This is a genomic window from Alteromonas sp. AWJ4_197 (assembly GCF_056160285.1).
Genome location: NZ_JBSWWW010000003.1, coordinates 552,075 through 568,625, shown reverse-complemented (window position 1 = coordinate 568,625; position 16,551 = coordinate 552,075). Strand labels below are relative to the sequence as shown.

General features: G+C 49.9%; 12 protein-coding genes and 1 tRNA gene. 10 read left to right on the top strand and 3 right to left on the bottom strand.

What is annotated here, in order from left to right:
• Positions 1-84 precede the first annotated feature (84 nt).
• Positions 85-2,100, top strand: coding sequence for a DNA helicase Rep (gene rep, locus ACXAGC_RS09060; RefSeq protein ID WP_119499478.1), 2,016 nt, complete (start codon positions 85-87; stop codon positions 2,098-2,100).
• 9 nt (positions 2,101-2,109) lie between these two features.
• On the opposite strand, the gene ACXAGC_RS09055 is transcribed toward rep, so the two are convergent.
• Positions 2,110-4,707 (bottom strand): sensor domain-containing phosphodiesterase, encoded by a 2,598-nt coding sequence (locus ACXAGC_RS09055; protein ID WP_474844120.1) that lies wholly within the window; start codon positions 4,705-4,707, stop codon positions 2,110-2,112.
• Between the two features lie 181 nt (positions 4,708-4,888).
• Complete coding sequence (locus ACXAGC_RS09050; RefSeq protein ID WP_474844119.1) at positions 4,889-5,287, bottom strand: c-type cytochrome; 399 nt, start codon at positions 5,285-5,287, stop codon at positions 4,889-4,891.
• A 425-nt stretch (positions 5,288-5,712) separates the two neighbouring features.
• On the opposite strand from ACXAGC_RS09050, the gene ACXAGC_RS09045 reads away from it, so the two are divergent.
• Genes ACXAGC_RS09045 through ACXAGC_RS09015 form a run of 7 tightly spaced genes read left to right on the top strand, consistent with a single transcriptional unit; the run spans position 5,713 to position 13,437 of the window.
• Positions 5,713-7,080 (top strand): O-antigen ligase family protein, encoded by a 1,368-nt coding sequence (locus tag ACXAGC_RS09045; RefSeq protein ID WP_474844118.1) that lies wholly within the window; start codon positions 5,713-5,715, stop codon positions 7,078-7,080.
• A 20-nt stretch (positions 7,081-7,100) separates the two neighbouring features.
• Positions 7,101-8,021, top strand: a complete 921-nt coding sequence (locus tag ACXAGC_RS09040; RefSeq protein WP_474844117.1) for a glycosyltransferase family 2 protein — start codon at positions 7,101-7,103, stop codon at positions 8,019-8,021.
• Positions 8,022-8,963 carry a sulfotransferase family protein gene (locus tag ACXAGC_RS09035; protein ID WP_474844116.1) on the top strand — a complete coding sequence of 314 codons (942 nt, stop codon included), beginning with the start codon at positions 8,022-8,024 and terminating at the stop codon, positions 8,961-8,963.
• Between the two features lie 23 nt (positions 8,964-8,986).
• Positions 8,987-9,991 (top strand): glycosyltransferase family 4 protein, encoded by a 1,005-nt coding sequence (locus ACXAGC_RS09030; protein ID WP_474844115.1) that lies wholly within the window; start codon positions 8,987-8,989, stop codon positions 9,989-9,991.
• Positions 9,991-11,430: a lipopolysaccharide biosynthesis protein gene (locus ACXAGC_RS09025; protein WP_474844114.1), complete on the top strand. Its 1,440-nt coding sequence runs from the start codon at positions 9,991-9,993 to the stop codon at positions 11,428-11,430. Before ACXAGC_RS09030 ends, ACXAGC_RS09025 begins: the two co-directional genes overlap by 1 nt.
• Entirely contained in the window at positions 11,427-12,353 is a 927-nt protein-coding gene (locus tag ACXAGC_RS09020; protein ID WP_474844113.1) for a glycosyltransferase family 2 protein, read from the top strand. Before ACXAGC_RS09025 ends, ACXAGC_RS09020 begins: the two co-directional genes overlap by 4 nt.
• A gap of 43 nt (positions 12,354-12,396) precedes the next feature.
• Entirely contained in the window at positions 12,397-13,437 is a 1,041-nt protein-coding gene (locus tag ACXAGC_RS09015; RefSeq protein ID WP_474844112.1) for a glycosyltransferase, read from the top strand.
• Positions 13,438-13,468: 31 nt separating this feature from the next.
• Here the strand turns inward: ACXAGC_RS09015 and ACXAGC_RS09010 are convergent, their stop codons facing one another.
• Complete coding sequence (locus ACXAGC_RS09010) at positions 13,469-15,058, bottom strand: hypothetical protein (RefSeq protein ID WP_474844111.1); 1,590 nt, start codon at positions 15,056-15,058, stop codon at positions 13,469-13,471.
• 258 nt (positions 15,059-15,316) lie between these two features.
• Here ACXAGC_RS09010 and ACXAGC_RS09005 point away from each other — a divergent pair, with 258 nt between their 5' ends.
• Positions 15,317-16,288, top strand: a complete 972-nt coding sequence (locus ACXAGC_RS09005; RefSeq protein WP_474844110.1) for a glycosyltransferase — start codon at positions 15,317-15,319, stop codon at positions 16,286-16,288.
• Between the two features lie 139 nt (positions 16,289-16,427).
• Positions 16,428-16,504: transfer RNA gene (locus ACXAGC_RS09000), tRNA-Arg, on the top strand.
• The last annotated feature ends 47 nt before the right edge of the window (positions 16,505-16,551 follow it).

Sequence of the window (16,551 nt, the reverse complement as noted above, 5' to 3'; positions counted from 1 at the left end):
GTGTTTCGTATTCTAATTAGATGCCACGCACATGCAATTAAAAAACCGTCATTCTCTCAAACCGTTAGCTCGCTCCTTTTCATTATGAAGTTAAATGATGCACAACAATCTGCTGTGACGTACGTCTCCGGGCCTTGTCTGGTACTGGCTGGTGCCGGAAGCGGAAAGACGCGCGTAATCACCAATAAAATAGCTCACCTGGTGAGGGAATGCGATTTGCCGGCGCGGCAAATTGCCGCTGTGACCTTTACCAATAAGGCTGCGCGGGAAATGAAAGAGCGGGTAGGGCAGACTCTTGGCAAGCAGGAGGCCAGAGGCCTGAAAGTGTGTACGTTCCACACCCTGGGCCTGACCATCATCAAGGCCCATGTTAAAGAACTTGGACTCAAACCCGGCTTTTCATTATTTGACGATAAAGATTCCACAGCGCTACTGAATGACTTAACCGAAGACACTATCGACGGCGACAAAGATCAACTTCAGTTGCTGCAAAGCTGTATTTCAAACTGGAAGAATGACCTGTTATTACCCGATGCGCTGGCGAAAAAAGCCACCAGTGCCGGTGAACGGGAATTTGCAGAAGCTTACCGCCATTATCAAAATCACCTGCGGGCCTATAACGCGCTGGATTTTGATGATCTTATCCTGCTGCCTACCTTACTGCTTAAAACCAATGAGCAGGTCAGGTTAAAGTGGCAAAGTAAAATCCGCTACTTGCTGGTGGACGAATATCAGGATACCAACACCAGTCAGTATGAACTGGTTAAACTGCTGGTGGGAGAGCGGGCAAGGTTTACTGTGGTGGGTGACGACGATCAGTCAATTTATTCCTGGCGTGGGGCGCGTCCGCAGAACCTGCATTTGCTGCAAGAGGATTTCCCGAAACTGAATGTGATAAAGCTGCAACAGAATTACCGGTCTTCAGGCCGGATCCTGCACTGCGCCAACATTCTTATTCAGAACAATCCGCACCTGTTTGATAAAACCCTTTTCTCTGAGATGGGCTACGGCGAACCCTTGCGTGTTCTTTCGGCCAAGAACGAAGAACATGAAGCGGAAAGAGTCGTCGCTGAACTGATTGCGCATAAGTTTATGAACCGCACCCAGTACAAAGACTACGCGATTTTGTACCGTGGTAATCACCAGAGCCGTCTGTTCGAAAAGCTGCTGATGAGCAACCGTATTCCTTATCGTATCAACGGTGGCATGTCGTTCTTCGGCAGAACTGAAGTGAAAGACATCATGGCCTATCTGCGCTTGCTGGTGAATCAGGATGACGATAACGCCTTTTTGCGTGTTGTTAATACACCGAATCGGGGAATTGGCCGGGCAACACTTGAGAAGCTGGGAAATTTCGCTAATCAGGTCGGTATTTCGCTGTTTGCTGCTACCACGCACTCAGGTCTTTCCGGCGTATTAGGTGAATCGGCTTACCAGCGTGTTGCCGGGTTTGGACGGTGGGTGGTGGAAACCTCAGACAACGTTGTGCGCGGCGACAGCAAAGCGGTATTAAGGGATATGATCCGCTCCATGCAGTACGAAGAGTTTCTGTATGAGCACAGCCCCAGTCCCAAAGCGGCTGAAATGGCCATGGCGAACGTCAGTACCCTGTTTGGCTGGGTGACTGATATGCTGGAAGGGTCTGATTTAGAGTCACCGATGACCATGCAGGAAGTGGTGAACCGCCTTATTTTGCGCGACATGATGGAGCGGGGCGAGGAAGACGGCGAAGCCGACCAGGTGCAGCTGATGACACTGCATGCCTCAAAAGGTCTGGAGTTTCCGGTGGTGTTCCTGGTGGGAATGGAAGAAGGCTTACTGCCTCACCAGAGCAGTATTGATGAAGATAACGTGGAAGAAGAACGGCGTCTGGCTTATGTCGGGATCACCCGTGCCCAGCGCGAACTTATCTTCAGTCTGGCGAAAGAGCGCAGACAGTTCGGTGAAGTTATCAACCCCGAACCCAGCCGCTTCCTCTACGAACTGCCTGTAGATGACGTTGTGTGGGAAGAAAAGAAAGTGAAACCCTCAGCGGAGCAGCGCAAAAAGACCAACGAAGCGGGACTCGCCAGCTTAAAAGCCATGTTAGGGAAGAATTAAAGCGCGTTGTTACGCGCGTTTCTGCCTTGCCACCGGTTCCGGGGTTGAAAGTATCTTGCCCTGGGCATAGTGACAATCAATTTCATTCAGGGCTTTAAGCTGAGCTCTGGCGTCGACGCCTTCGGCGATAACGTCGAATTTCAGATGTTCTGAAATCAGCATAACCGACTGGATCAGCTTCAGGTTCCGTTGTGACCGGGGGAGGGATTTCACGAATCTGTGGTCAATTTTGATGTAGTCGAAAGGATAGGCAAACAGGTAGCTCAGTGATGCCAGACCACTACCAAAGTTATCCAGCACCAGGGTGATGCCGGCCCGTTTCAGTTTCTTAATCGCAGGAAGGATAAACTGGGAACGCCGGTTTAAATCGTTTTCATCAAACTCAAACACAAGCCGGTCAGGTGATACCTTATATTCTTCTACTAACTGCAGAATTTTTGTGACCAGTGATGCCTGCAGCAGGTGATTAATCGACACATTCACTGCAATCTTTTCGATACCGGCAGGTTCTTCCTTTTCATCGTTCAGCAATTCACAGGCTTTACGGAGCTGGAATAAATCAAGGTCGAGTGTCAGGCCGCTTTGCTCTGCCACTTCCCGGAAATGCTTACGGTTAACTTTACCGTGTCTTGAATGCTCCCAGCGCACGTAGAGTTCATGATAAAACGCGCTGTCGTTCCGCAAATCCATCACCGGTTGCAGATAACAGTCGAACTCCTCCCGGCGCAGAGCAAGACGGAACTCGTTTTCCAGCTCAAGTTCCTCAATCAGGCGGTCGCGCATGGATTTATCGAACATCACAAAACGGCCACGACCCAGCGTTTTGGCCTGGTACATAGCTGCATCTGCATCCCGCAGCACTTCATCAGCGGTGCGGTAATATGATTCAAGATGAGCTATTCCCACGCTCGCGCCGGAATACATCTCCTTGCCATCAAGAAGGAAAGGTTTAGAAATCGCATCAATGATACGGGTTGCTACGTCTTCAGCGGCGGCAGCATCTTCAAAGTTATCCAGCAATACCACAAATTCATCACCGCCAAGGCGGGCAAGCAGATCGTGTCCGCGGATACACAAAGCGATACGGCGGCTGACTTCGATAAGGAATTCGTCGCCGGCATGATGGCCGAGGGTATCGTTAATGGTTTTGAAGCGATCTAAGTCGATAAACAGTACTGCAAACAGGTTTTCCGGGTAGCGCTGCTTGTTGGCAACAGCCAGCTCAAGCCGGCTGGTGAACATCGTGCGGTTAGGTAAATCGGTGAGACTGTCATGATGCGCGTCATGGATCAGTTTAAGTTCTATTTCTTTTCGTTCTTCAATCTGCTGTTTCAGGAAGGAATTGATCTTATCAAGTTCCCGGGTGCGTTCTCTGACCTTTTCCTCAAGCAGTGCATTGTATTGCTGAATCGCGTCGGTATTCCGCTTTCTGCCAATTGCTGCTGCAATGTGATGGGAGACAAAGCGCAGCAATTCGAGATCTTTAGCCGTGTATTTAGCCAGCTTACCGTAGGTCTGAATACCTATAACGCCGGAAATCTTTCCGTCTACCACCAACGGGGAACCAAGCCAGGAGTTCGCACTTTTTAGCATTCGCTGGGCAGCTGCCACATCCAGTTCGCCTGCCTGAGTCAGTTCCAGTACCCGTGGCGGGTTGATAAGCTCCGTCTGGCCGGTACGTAAAACGAATTCCGATAAGCCCAGTCCCAGCGGCCTGCGTTCAATGGTATCTTCGGTGGTATCGCTGAAGTAGGGGAAATCGAGGTATTCTCCGGTTTCATCCAGCGTGGCAATGTAACAGTTAGGAGCAGTGATCAGGCGGGCCAGTATTTTGTGTATGCTGGCGTAGAAGGCATCCATGTCGCCTTCCAGGTTCGCCGACAACTCTGAAATTTCATACAACGCCTGTTGCAGGGTTTCTATTTTCTGGCGTTCAAGAATTTCTTCCTGTAACTCGTCATTGATTTTTCGAAGTTGCCGCGTTCTGTCCCGGATGGTGCGCTCAGTGAGTTCGCGGCTTTTTACCCGGTCTACCGCATTCACAATGTGCTGGGAGACAAACAACAACACTTCCAGATCTTCATCTGTATAGAACATTGTGTCGTCGTAAGTTTGCACCACCATTGCGCCGATAACCTGCGAGCCACGCTTTAGCGGTACACCGAGAAACTGATGGGGAACAGCGCCAACAATGCTCACCCCGGTTTCACGGGTGAAGGCTTCCTGATTATCTTTTTCGAGAAATACATGACGGCCGGTACGCAGAATGTGGCCGGTGATCCCGTCCATCAACGATTCTGCCGGGATTTGTCTGATAGTCTGTTCGTCGAATTCATCGACAAAATAAACAAAGTTAACGAGGTTGGCGTCTTTTTCGTAGAAGGCAACGAAGAAATTATCTGCATTCATGAAGTCACCAATGATTTCATGAATAGCGGGATAGAGGCGGTTTAGATTGCTGACGGAACTTGCCAGTTCGGCAATATCGAAAAGCGCTTTCTGTACGCGCTCAGACCGTTTGTACTTGTCCGTAAGTTGTTGCAGCTGCGGTATGAGTTCGCGAAGCTCTTCCTCTGACAACTCGTACTGCGTTGACTCTGAAGACATCCTGATTAGCCGGTTATTATTCTGTTTAGTGCCCGTTAATAAATTAACCGATTTGTATGAAAAATGCTACTTATTGACGTTAATCTGAGGGAATTTGTCAGGAACTGGCGGGGAAGTGTATGAAGATTAATACCCTGCAGTCAAAATGCTTATTATGAATGCAGGGTAAAGTATTTGTTAATTAAATGCCTTCGATCATGAATTCGATGGCTGCTTTAATCTCGTCATCACTACAATTGGCACAGGTACCTTTGGGTGGCATAGCGTTAATACCATTCAAAGCATTTTGCCATACGCCGTCCAGCCCACGTTCATCCAGGCGGGGTTGCCAGTCTGCAGCATTGTGCAAACGCGGCGCACCTAAAACACCCGAACCATGGCAGGCTACACACGCGCCATTGTAAACATCTTCACCGGAACGGGCGGCAGATGCGCCGGCGCCTGCAGCCGCTGCACCTGCGATGTTCAGTTCACCGTAAGGCTTTGTTCTTTCTTTTATTGCTTCGTCTGTCATTTCCTGTGCATGGGCGGTGGTGAGCCCCAAAGCAACAGTCATCGCTATCAATGCTTTTACTTTCACATCTGTCTCCGGCAACGGTCTTATTAGCAGTAATTGCCTGATTATAGCGGTTAAAAAGTCCCCGACAACATTTTGGTCACAAATACCTGGAAAAAGTGGGTGAAATATTCTTTAACCTGATTTCGGTCATGAAAACGCCAGATTCATGAAGACGTTAGCCGAAGCTTTAGGGTTTTGAGTATGTCGTGCGTGTCCGGATGAAATAATTCCGATCCTTTAAGCGAAGATATCGTAATGCATACGGTGGTGCGAATGCGTTACCGCCGAGTTAGTTGAATACCGCTTGAATACTGTTTATTCTGCGTGTTTTAAGCGCGAAATGTTGTATAACCCGGTACGGAAGTTATGAATTATTGGATGAATGGCACGGATGCTGAAAGTGGGCACACTTTACGGGGCAGGTGTTCGTCACAAGGTGTGAACCGATGAACGAACAGCAGGCCATACCCAAAGCGCCCTCCGCGCATAAATTAAAGCCGCTTAACGATGCGGCAACCTCACCGTTTGGTTTCTTTTTGTTGTGTTTATACACGGCACTGGTTTTTATTCGTCCTCACGAATGGCCGTTCTGGGAAGTTGAATTCCCGATCCTGCGTACCATTCTGATCTCCACATTCGTTGCTTATCTGCTTTTCCTGAGACCGAAAATATGGGATATCCAGTGTACTTTGCTGGTGTTATTGCTGTTTTCCATGGTGCTGTCTGAGTTCCGCGCCGGGCGGTTCTTAAGTGATCTCACGCCGGTAATTGACTGGGTAAACTCGAACGTTATTCCATTCATTCTGTATCTTGGCTTTCTGGTGTCATTGAAGCGGCAACGCATTATCCTGCTGATATCGCTGGTGGCGTGTCTTGTCATGGTTCATCAGGCATGGAGCCAGCTTGCCGACCCTCTCGGACAGGGCTGGGCGGAAAGCGCCATTTACCGGTACGACAGTGCTAACGAAATTCAGCAGGTTCGTTATATCGGTATCTTTAACGATCCCAACGACATGGGGATGTTCCTGGTCATGAACATTCCTTTTGCTGCTTACTTTCTGGTGACAGCAAAAGGCAAACTGGCCAAGCTGGCATCCTTAAGTGTGTTTGCGCTGTTACTGCTCGGGGTTTACTGGACCGGAAGCCGGGGCTCCATGATTGGTGCGTTTGCTGTTTTCTTCGCTTTCTTCTATATCCGCTTCGGCAAGGTAAAAGCTATGCTGGTGGCCGCAATGGGCGTGCCTGCAGGATTTATTGCTTTGATGTCTTTCCGGTCAATTGACGATAAAGACGCCAGTGCCATGGACCGTCTGACTGCCTGGTATGAAGGGATCCAGATGGTTAAATACCGGCCTCTGTTTGGGTTTGGTAAAAACCGCTTTCTGGAGTATCACCCCAAGGTTGCTCATAACTCATTTGTAACCATTATGTCCGAGCTTGGCATCATCGGGTATACGCTGTGGATGGCATTTTTCATCTTCATCTTTTACATGCTGTTCCGTATCCGCAGAATGCCGGATATTCCGGGTGAAGCCGGAGACAGCCTGCGCCAGGAGAAAACGCTGAGCTTGTACATGGCGGTGTCAATTATCGGCTTTGCCGTAACGGCATTCTTCATCAGCCGCAGCTACGCCATGTTCTTCTACATTTTTGCGGCAATCGTGTCGGCGTCTTTCTACCGCTTGCGTAATAAGTATCCGAAGTTGCCGCTGGCATTTCAGGGTAAAGATATTGCGCGGGGTATCGGATACAGTGTTGTCAGTTTGATTCTGTTGTACCTGCTGCTGAAAAGCTTGCTGTCGTACTTCTACTAAAGCATTCAGGGAGAGGTAAATTGAGTACTTTGAAAGCCAGTGTCATTGTTGCCGTATACAACGGTGAGAAAACGTTGGGCTTAACCATAGACAGCCTGCTGGCACAAACGTATCCCAACCTGGAAATACTGCTTATTGATGACGGCTCTACCGACGGCTCAAAAGCACTGATCGAAACCTATCTGCACGATCCGCGGGTGAAATATCACGCTAAGCAAAACGGTGGAGTTGCCTCAGCACGTAATTACGGTATTAGTGTGGCAGAAGGGGATGTGATTGGTTTTTGCGATCAGGATGACCAATGGAAGCCTGAAAAGCTGGAGTACCAGCTGCCGGCCTTTGATAATCCTGAAACAGGTCTGGTTTACAGCTGGGTAGAAGTGCGAAAGCACGGCGAAGTGTCGGTCAGTGAGCCGGAATTCGAAGGGCAGTGTTTTGAAGCGTTACTGAAACGGAATTTCATTTCCTGCTGTACCGCCATGGCCCGTAAATCGCTGTTTCTTGAAATTGGTGGTTTCGATGAAAGCCGCGAATTGCATGGTGTGGATGACCGCCACGTGTGGCTGCGTATGGCCCGTATTTCTAACCTTGCCGTGATAAAGCGTCCGCTCGCCATTTATTTTATTCACGGAGAAAACTATTCCCTGAATGAAAAGAAAATGCTGATCGCTGATCTGGTTTGTGTGCGTAAAATTGCAGCCATGGACGGTGTCAGTGCGCAGGAAAAAGCACTGTGTAAACAAGCCGAGTACGGCATTTATCTGCACTATGCCAATAATTTGTTATATCAGAATCACCCGCAGGATGCCGGTCACTGTTACCTGAATGCCTGGAAAGTACAACCCGGACAGGTGAAATACCTCATTTCCGGGCTGTTGTTATCTGTTACGCCGCCGCCCTTGCTGCGCACCCTGAAATCATTCCGTAAGAGAGTTGTATAAATGGAACAGAAAGCCGTCATTGTGATCGGAATGCACCGCAGCGGTACTTCCGCTGTCTCCGGTATGCTTGCCGAACTGGGTGTTTTCATGGGCAGTGCTTTGTTTGCGCCGCAAAAAGGGGTAAACGAGAAAGGGTTTTACGAGAACTCGTATCTGGTCAACATGAACGAAAAGCTTCTTGATGAAGCCTTATGGTCCTGGGACGATCCTCTTGCACAGAACATGTACGCAGCGCCACCGGAAAACGGTAGTCATTTGCTTGATGAAGCGGTAAAGGTGCTTGAAAGCGATTACGGCAAACAATCCTGCTGGGGAATGAAAGATCCCCGTACCACGTTGCTGCTGCCTTTCTGGCAACAGGTGTTCGATAAAATGGCGTTGTCACCGTTTTATCTGCTGATGGTGCGCTCTCCCTTTGAAGTATACGGCTCGCTGAAAAAGCGTGACGGCTTCTCTGCCGATAAATCATTAATGTTATGGCTTAACTATACCCTCACCGGCTACTTCTGCAGCCAGGGAAAGCCTCGCTATATCTTGAGCTATCACACGTTACTGGAGCGCCCTGAGGAGATGGCAAAGGCCGTATCTGATGCTGCCGGACTCAACATCGATGTGGATGCGCTGAAACTGGGTTTTGTTGACAAGAAAATGCGTAATCAGAAAAGCGTTAACATACCTGAAGGTGAACTGTCTGATATTGCTGCGCAGGTGTATAACGCGCTTACTGCACGGGAAACAGATCATGATAAACTGGTCGCACTCAGTGCGCGGTATCAGGCGTATCTGGACAATTTGTCCCCCGTGCTGGTGGAACATTTGTTATCGCTGAAGAAAGAAGAAGTGTACTTCCGCCGTCATTTTCTTGAAGCCTACGAATCACTGTGGTGGAAAGTCAGCTGGCCGCTTAAAAAGCTGGAACAGTTCGTTAAAAGCAAAAAGTAAGATTTTAAAAGGTAAAGTAGTAAATGTTCACAGTGGGCGTGTACCGGCCGCAGACGCTGCCGGAAAGCTTTAATGTCTGTATCGACAATATCGTGCAGTATTTGCCGGAGCTCGGTGCGTCTTACTTTTGTTCCGGTGAGCCTGCGCAGTTATCCACTGCTGACGTTATCTGGGATCCCCGCGCAGGAGGTGGTCACGCACCGCCGAAATGGCTGACGCTGCTGGAAAAGCCGCTAATCATTACTCTGCACGGTGTGGGCCCGCTGGTATTTCCGGAGCATTACAGCGAAGGTTTGCGTCACCGCTTTGAAATCTATAAAAGTAACCGTCGTAAGAAAAAAGCGTGGAAAGCGGCGTCCGGCCGCTACAGCCGCATTGTTACCGTGTCAGAATTTTCTAAAAAGGTAATAAACGACACCCTGAATATTCCGTCCGGTAAAATCGACGTTATTCTCAACGGCGTGGATTTATCGGTATTTACGCCGCCTGAGAACCCCGCTGAAAATACTGCGCCTTACTTTCTCCATGTGTCCAACGACGAGTCTCGCAAGAACGTTGACCGTATTATTAAAGCGTACGAAAAAATCAAAGCAGACAACAAGTGGCCGCTTTTTTTAAAGCTGGCCGGTGACCGTACCTGCGATGTACCCGGGGTTAAAATCATCAATAAGCGGCTGTCGGCAGAGGAGCTGGTTGCGCTGTATGCCGGTGCCGGCGCATTTGTCTTCCCGTCCGTTTACGAAGGCTTCGGGATCCCGATTATTGAAGCGATGGCCATGCGCTGCCCGGTGATCACTTCATCAGGTACCGCCTGTGAAGAGGTTGCCGCCAGTTACGCAACGCTGGTCGAGCCGGCGTCTGTTTCTGCTCTGTCGTCAGCGATGGAATCACTGATGCTGAATCCTGTTTCAGAGCAGGCGATTGAAGCTGCTGTTAAACATGCCGGCTCTTTCAGTTGGAAAGAGACTGCTGAACAATATTACCGCGTTTTTCTTCAATCCGCCGGTGAAGGGAAAGCGTCTAAATAATGAAAAGCATTGTTCTGCATTCACTGAAGTGGGTGGCTATCGGTAAAATCCTCGGACAGAGTGTGCGCTGGCTTACCACCATCTTCACCCTGCGTTTCCTGTTTCCGGAAGATTACGCCGTTATCGCTTTATCGTCGTTCTTTACATCACTGCTGTGGGCGTTCAGTAAAAACGGTATTGCTGCTGCGCTTATCCGGGAAAAAGACGTCGATGATGACATTCTCGGACAGTTCTATACGCTGACCATCATCGCCCATACCTCACTGTTTCTGTTACTTCAGTTGCTGGCGCCGGTTCTTGCCGGTGTATACGACGATCCCAGGCTGGAAGATGTCATCCGCGTGTCATCCCTCACTTTCCTGATCTCCCTGATAGGCTTCATGTCGGGCACCATGCTCAACAAGGAAATGCGCTTCAAAAAGTTGTCTATGGTTGATGCAGCGTCAGAGTCTCTCGGCGCGCTTTCAACTGTATTTATGGCATGGTACGGGCTGGGTTACTGGTCAATCGTGTTTGGTGTTCTGGCGATGGAAACGGTGCGGCAAACCGGTTATCTCATCCGTGCCGGTAAATGGGTACGGCCCGGCAAACTTACATCCAAAATCAAAGGGATCCTCGATTTCTCATGGAAAGCTGCACTACAGGCCACCGTGGGTTACAGCATCTTCAATCTCGATATTGCCATTGCCGGTTTGTATTTAAGTACTATCGATCTAGGTTTTTACCAATTCGCTGCCGTGCTGGCGATGATGCCGGCGGTAAAAGTGCTGCCGCTGCTCAGGCAGGTCGCGCTGCCGGTTTATTCTAAAATTCAGGATCAGGCTTCGCAGATTGAATATTATTTCCTGAAAAGTCAGCGCATGAGTGCCTTGCTATTCGTTCCCGTCTTTTGGGGCGTCGCGGCCACAGCCAATACCATGGTACCGGCATTCTTCGGCGAGAAGTGGGTACCGGCAGCAATGATCATCACACTGTATTGTTTATCTATGCCAATGCGGAGCCTGGAACAGCTGTTCGGGCCGGTGCTGAAATCACTGAATAAAATGAATGTGATCATCGTCAACACGATCATCTTTGCCGCTATTCTGATCCCGGGCTTTTATATCGGTGCACAGTTTGGTAGCGGAGGCATGGCATTGTCGTGGCTGTTCTCATTCTTTATCAGCTTTATGATTGCATCTTACCGTTCATGCCGCTGCCTGAATATCCGCTTCAAGCGTTTTATCGGCGCGGTGTACAAGCCCCATCTGATTGGCTTGTGTATGCTTACTGCTACCTGGTGGCTGGGGCAGTACCTGATGCAATCCATGACTCCCTGGCTGGTATTTATTATTCAGGTCTTTACCGGTGGTGTGATTTATACCGGTCTGTCTTTACTGTGTGCCCGAAAAGAGAGCATGGAGCTCATTAACCTGGTCAGAAACAGGAACAGCAAATGAAAAATGTGGTCATTGCCGTTATTACCTGTCGCCGCCCGGAATGGCTGGGGCGGTTACTGGACGGATTGCTTGCGCTTAAGTGCGATGAAGACATCAACCCCCGCATTCTGGTGGTGGATAACGATGCCAGTGAGAGCAGTAAGGACGTCGTTATCTCCCGTCAGCAGGACGGGGCTATTCCGGTGTCTTACGACGTGGAAAAACAGCAGGGTATTGTGTTTGCCCGCAACCGCTGCGTGGAACTGTTCCATAAGATGAATGGCGATTACCTGGTGTTCATTGATGACGATGAATGGCCGCAACAACCTGACTGGCTTAACCGGCTGGTCAGTGCGGCGGGTGAATTCAATGTGGATGTGGTGACCAGCCATGTTATTTCTGTGGGCGAGCCGGGCACACCGGAGTGGGCTGTCGAATTAATTTACGGCAAAAATCCCTACACACACGGACAGTTCATTGACGTGTTTTACACCAATAACCTGTTGTTGAGCCGGCGCATAACCGAAGCACTGACGCCTTGTTTCGATGCCCGTTTTGCCATGACCGGTGCCAGTGACTATCACTTTGCCCTGCGGGCGAAGCAGGCGGGATATCAGTGTGTTTATATCGATGCTCCGGTGGTGGAAGAATTTCCCGCTTCACGGGCATCCGTTAAATGGTTCTGCCGGCGGGGATTCCGTTCCGGGATCGGCTATACCCGTTCTCACGTGTTTGAAGAATCATACAAAACTGCCTTACTCCGCTGCGTGGCATTAAGTGGTGTCAGAGTGCTTCGCGGACTGGCGAAACTCATTACCGGTGTTGTTACCAATAATAAAACAACCCGGGTGGACGGGCTGTTCCGCCTGTGCTCTGCCGCAGGCACCATTGCCGGTTTGTTCGGTATACAGCACGAAGAATATAAAGTGATCCACGGCAAGTAATTCGCTGTGCCGTGAACGCTGATTGCATCAATAAGGAAATACTGTGAGTACAAGTAAGCCGCACGTTGTTATTCCGTTAGCATCCAATGCCCGACATTTGCAGCAGGTTTACACCGGTATGGAAGCGCTGGCTGCAAAAGGGCACATCAGGCTGGATTATCAGTTCGACTGTCAACGTCATCACAAAAGCGGATTGTCATTTACTGTGGATAACCGCTCAGTGTTTGTCGATACAGCCGACTCGCCGGCAATCAGCCAGCAGGATTACGATAAGTGCGATGTCTACTTCAAGCGCACCCTGAAGCCTGAAGATGCGGCGGCAATGAACAAGCTGGAGCCATTCGGGCTGTATTTTGAAATCTATCCGTCAGTCCGCTCCGTGCTCACAACCCGCCGGTACATGGCCTATTCTGACAGCGGCGCATCCAATAAACTGAAAACGTTTATTAAGTCTGTGGATACGGCCAACAAAATGAGCTTTATGCCCCGTGCTGCCCAGTTTGAGAATCCGTATCCGGCCGGCAATACCGTGATGTTTTATGTACGGTTGTGGGACCCGGATTTTGATAAAGAATTTGAAATCAGTGAAGCGGAGGCCGAAGACCGGCGGTTAATTAATTCCCTGCGTATCGCCTGTGTACGCCAGCTGAAAGAACGCTTTGGCGACAGAGCGCTGGTGGGGGTGATGGATGACGCGTATGCCCGCAAGGTTGCACCGGATCTGGTTATCGCTGCAAACGATACCTCTAAACAAAACTATCTGGAAAGAGTAAAACAGGCCGGCGTGTGCATTGCCTCTACCGGCTTACATGAATCCCTGGGCGCAAAATTTGCGGAATATGTGGCTCTGGGCAAACCTATTGTCAGCGAAGTGTTTAACTACAGCCTGCCCGGCGATATTCAGGATAAACAGAATTACCTGCAATACACCACTGCAGAAGAATGTACTGAGCAGGTAGCCAGCTTGCTGGAATCACCTGAAGCCATGCAGAAAATGCGTGATGCGAACCTGAACTATTACCGCAACATGCTCACGCCGCAAGCCATTGCACAGCGTATTATCGATACTGTACAGCGCCGCTGAGGCGCTGCTGTACTTTTACCGTTCGAGTGCGTCAGAACGATTTAATTTCAATGTAGCCACCTTCCTGTGGCCGTAATTCTTCGATTTTTTCCATCGTCGTGACAATAGGGGGCAGCTCCCGGTTGCCGGTAATGGTCACCGCAGAACGGTCATCGCCGTCACCGGTTTCATCCCGCTTCAGCAGACGGGTATCTTCCGTCACGTTATTGTTCTCAAGGGTGATCACCGGGTGGCCTTCCACCCAGTTTGCATCCGGAATTTCATCTGTCAGCAGTACCGGCTCATTCTCATCTTCAATAAAGGCAATCGAATTATTGCGCAGCGTTACTGAGTGCAGCCCCTGAAAGGTTCTGACAATGGTGCGGCCAAAATCTTCATCTATCAAAAACAAGTTGTTTTCGTACAGCGTATCGCCTCTTGAGCCGCTGTTCCCGTCACCGCCTGTACGGCTGCCCAGACCCGGCGGGCGCATCAGCATTGTGTTGCCCTTTACCTTAAATTGCTGGCCGGTAAAATCGTATTTCTGATCGTACCCGATAAGCTCCACCAGGTATTTCGCCTGAGGATCTTCACCGGATTCAATCCAGTTATTCTCAATCAGGGTGTTTTCAAAACGGGATTTCACACTGTTGCCACGGTTGTCGTGCAGAAAGCTGTCTTTCAACAGAAACTGGCTGCCCGGAAAGCTGTGCTGATCGCTGGCTACGTACACAGCATGTCCCCAGGAGCGGCCCGGCTTCTTACCGCCGCTTTCCGTGACTTCCACATTGATCATCGATAAATTGCCGGAATTACGATCGGTGGACAGCACGCCGGTACTGCAACGACGAATAAGCACATTCTTCAGTACGGTATTCGTGGCTTCATTCCGGAAACACAGCCCGCCGTCCTGCAGGACCACGTTTTCTATAGTCCAGTTATGAGAATGGCGCACTGCCAGCGTCCAGTTGAAACGCTCTGTACCGCCCGCGAAGACCGGTCTGTCTCCGGCATTTTTTGTGTTACCGATAAGCCGGATAGGCAGCGCTTCTGTGCCGGAGATGTTTTTTATCTCAACTGGCTCATATTCGGCATCCGGATCCAGATAAATTGTATCGCCTGCGGCAAGTTGCGGGAGAATGTCCTTCAACTGACGGTACTGACGGGAAGGGCCCACGTACCAGGTTTCAGGTTTTCTGGGCGTATTGGCGGTTTGTGTTATCCATACAATGCGGTAAATCCCACGGCGGCGCTCAGTGTCTGATTCTTTGAATTCCAGACGGTTTGTCCACATCGTATTGTATCTGTCCGGTGCCTGCAGACTGACCCGCAGCGTGTCGCCGTCTTTTACTTCAACGGGTTGATCTTTCACAGCCGGTGCACCGTTTACTGAAATCGCAATGCCTCTGGCTGTCAGTGTAAGCGGGTATTTGCCTACACCTTTCATGGTAAAGCATTCTTCCACCATTGCGCCGGGTGCCAGTTCCAGACGGGCCGGCAAGTCGGCAGGATGACGTACACGCCACTGATAATCAGACACATCTTTCACCAGACATTCACCGTCAGCCGCGTTTGCCTGTGTGATGCCAGAAAACAATATGGAGAAAAGAAGTGCTGGTACTGCGTGTTGCCATCGGCGCATAGAAATCCCTGTAAAATGGTGTTGCAAGTAAAGCTATACGGGACATTACCCAAATTAGCTTAAACTCACAAGTTACCGGCAGATGACAACGGCCGTATTTACCGCCTTTTACGGCATACTGCATAGCGCCGTGAATGCTTGAAATACAAAGGCTTCGTTGCTATGTTGCCTGTTCAGGGAATGCCGATGCCTGAAACAGGTGAACAGCTCTAAGCAGTCATCAGCGCTAACACTTACCGATGTGGTATCAGCTAAACAATGAACGTGTATTTCTATTTACCGGAAGATCAGAAACCTGCTCAGTTACCCGCGCAGACCGACTTCACATGGAAAGATTATTCGCTGGGCAAATATTGCTGGGGTCTGCAAACCTATAACCGTTTGCAACTGGCCGGCGTACCCTGTGAACTTACCCACACACTGCCGGAAGAAGGCGTGATTATTGCGCACCGGGCATTCCTGCCGGACTCCATAATTCCAACCCGTAAGCAGGTGCTGGTGTGTATACAGGCTGACTGGAGCCGTCATCCCTTCGCCCAGTTGCATATTTGTCAGAATATGGCGCAAACCAAAATGTCCGGTATACCGCGGCCGGAACGGTTCGCCACCGGTGAAACCTATTTCGTGCACCACTGGCCACAACCGGGTATGACGCCCAGAGATCCTGCCCGTGGCAATACCTTTGAGAACATTTACTACTTTGGCCTGGCTGAGAACCTGGCGCCGGAGCTGAAATCAGACGACTGGCATCAGTTCATAGAAGAAAACGGCCTTAAATGGCACCTGGAATCGTCACCGGCAAACTGGCGGAACTACAGTCAGGTAGACGGTGTGTTATTCGCCAGAGACTTCACTGGTAAGAAACACATCAACAAACCCGCCAGCAAGTTGTTTAATGCCTGGATCACCGGTGCTATTCCAATTTGTACACCGGAATCTGCTTACGTTGATGAAATTGAAAACGATACCCAGGCCGTCGTAATAAACAACTACGACGATTTGAAAGCCAAACTCGTTGCACTTAAAAACGACCCCGACCGCATCCGTAATATGCAGCAGCAAGGGGCGGTTAAAGCGAAGCAGTATTACCCCGAAGCCATTGTGCAGGAATGGGCAGCCATTCTGGAGAAGGTAAAACAATACAGGATGAGCCGCGGCCAGTACGCAGCATTCATCGCCAAACGCAGCTTCAGCTGGTTACTGTGTAAGTGCGTGCGCTGGTTAAGATAACAGCAATAAATACAACGGCCGGCTTCTTAAACAACGAATATGCCCGATAACGGATAAATCAGTTGAAGCCGGTGCCATGCATCAGTATCATTAGCGCCCGATTGAGCAGACAACCACTGTCATTCAATCCCCCTACTACGCACCCGTAGCTCAGCTGGATAGAGCGTTGCCCTCCGGAGGCAAAGGTCAGAGGTTCGAATCCTCTCGGGTGCGCCATTTCTAAAGGGCTGTAGCCCGATTATCTTCTTCTGAAAATTCCCTTT

What these genes read in the sequence shown, in the direction of transcription:
- ACXAGC_RS09010 (WP_474844111.1), bottom strand. Translation starts at nt 15,058, where the DNA reads ATGCGCCGATGGCAACACGCAGTACCAGCACTTCTTTTCTCCATATTG.
- ACXAGC_RS09045 (WP_474844118.1), top strand. Translation starts at nt 5,713, where the DNA reads ATGAACGAACAGCAGGCCATACCCAAAGCGCCCTCCGCGCATAAATTA.
- ACXAGC_RS09025 (WP_474844114.1), top strand. Translation starts at nt 9,991, where the DNA reads ATGAAAAGCATTGTTCTGCATTCACTGAAGTGGGTGGCTATCGGTAAA.
- ACXAGC_RS09055 (WP_474844120.1), bottom strand. Translation starts at nt 4,707, where the DNA reads ATGTCTTCAGAGTCAACGCAGTACGAGTTGTCAGAGGAAGAGCTTCGC.
- ACXAGC_RS09030 (WP_474844115.1), top strand. Translation starts at nt 8,987, where the DNA reads ATGTTCACAGTGGGCGTGTACCGGCCGCAGACGCTGCCGGAAAGCTTT.
- ACXAGC_RS09020 (WP_474844113.1), top strand. Translation starts at nt 11,427, where the DNA reads ATGAAAAATGTGGTCATTGCCGTTATTACCTGTCGCCGCCCGGAATGG.
- rep (WP_119499478.1), top strand. Translation starts at nt 85, where the DNA reads ATGAAGTTAAATGATGCACAACAATCTGCTGTGACGTACGTCTCCGGG.
- ACXAGC_RS09035 (WP_474844116.1), top strand. Translation starts at nt 8,022, where the DNA reads ATGGAACAGAAAGCCGTCATTGTGATCGGAATGCACCGCAGCGGTACT.
- ACXAGC_RS09005 (WP_474844110.1), top strand. Translation starts at nt 15,317, where the DNA reads ATGAACGTGTATTTCTATTTACCGGAAGATCAGAAACCTGCTCAGTTA.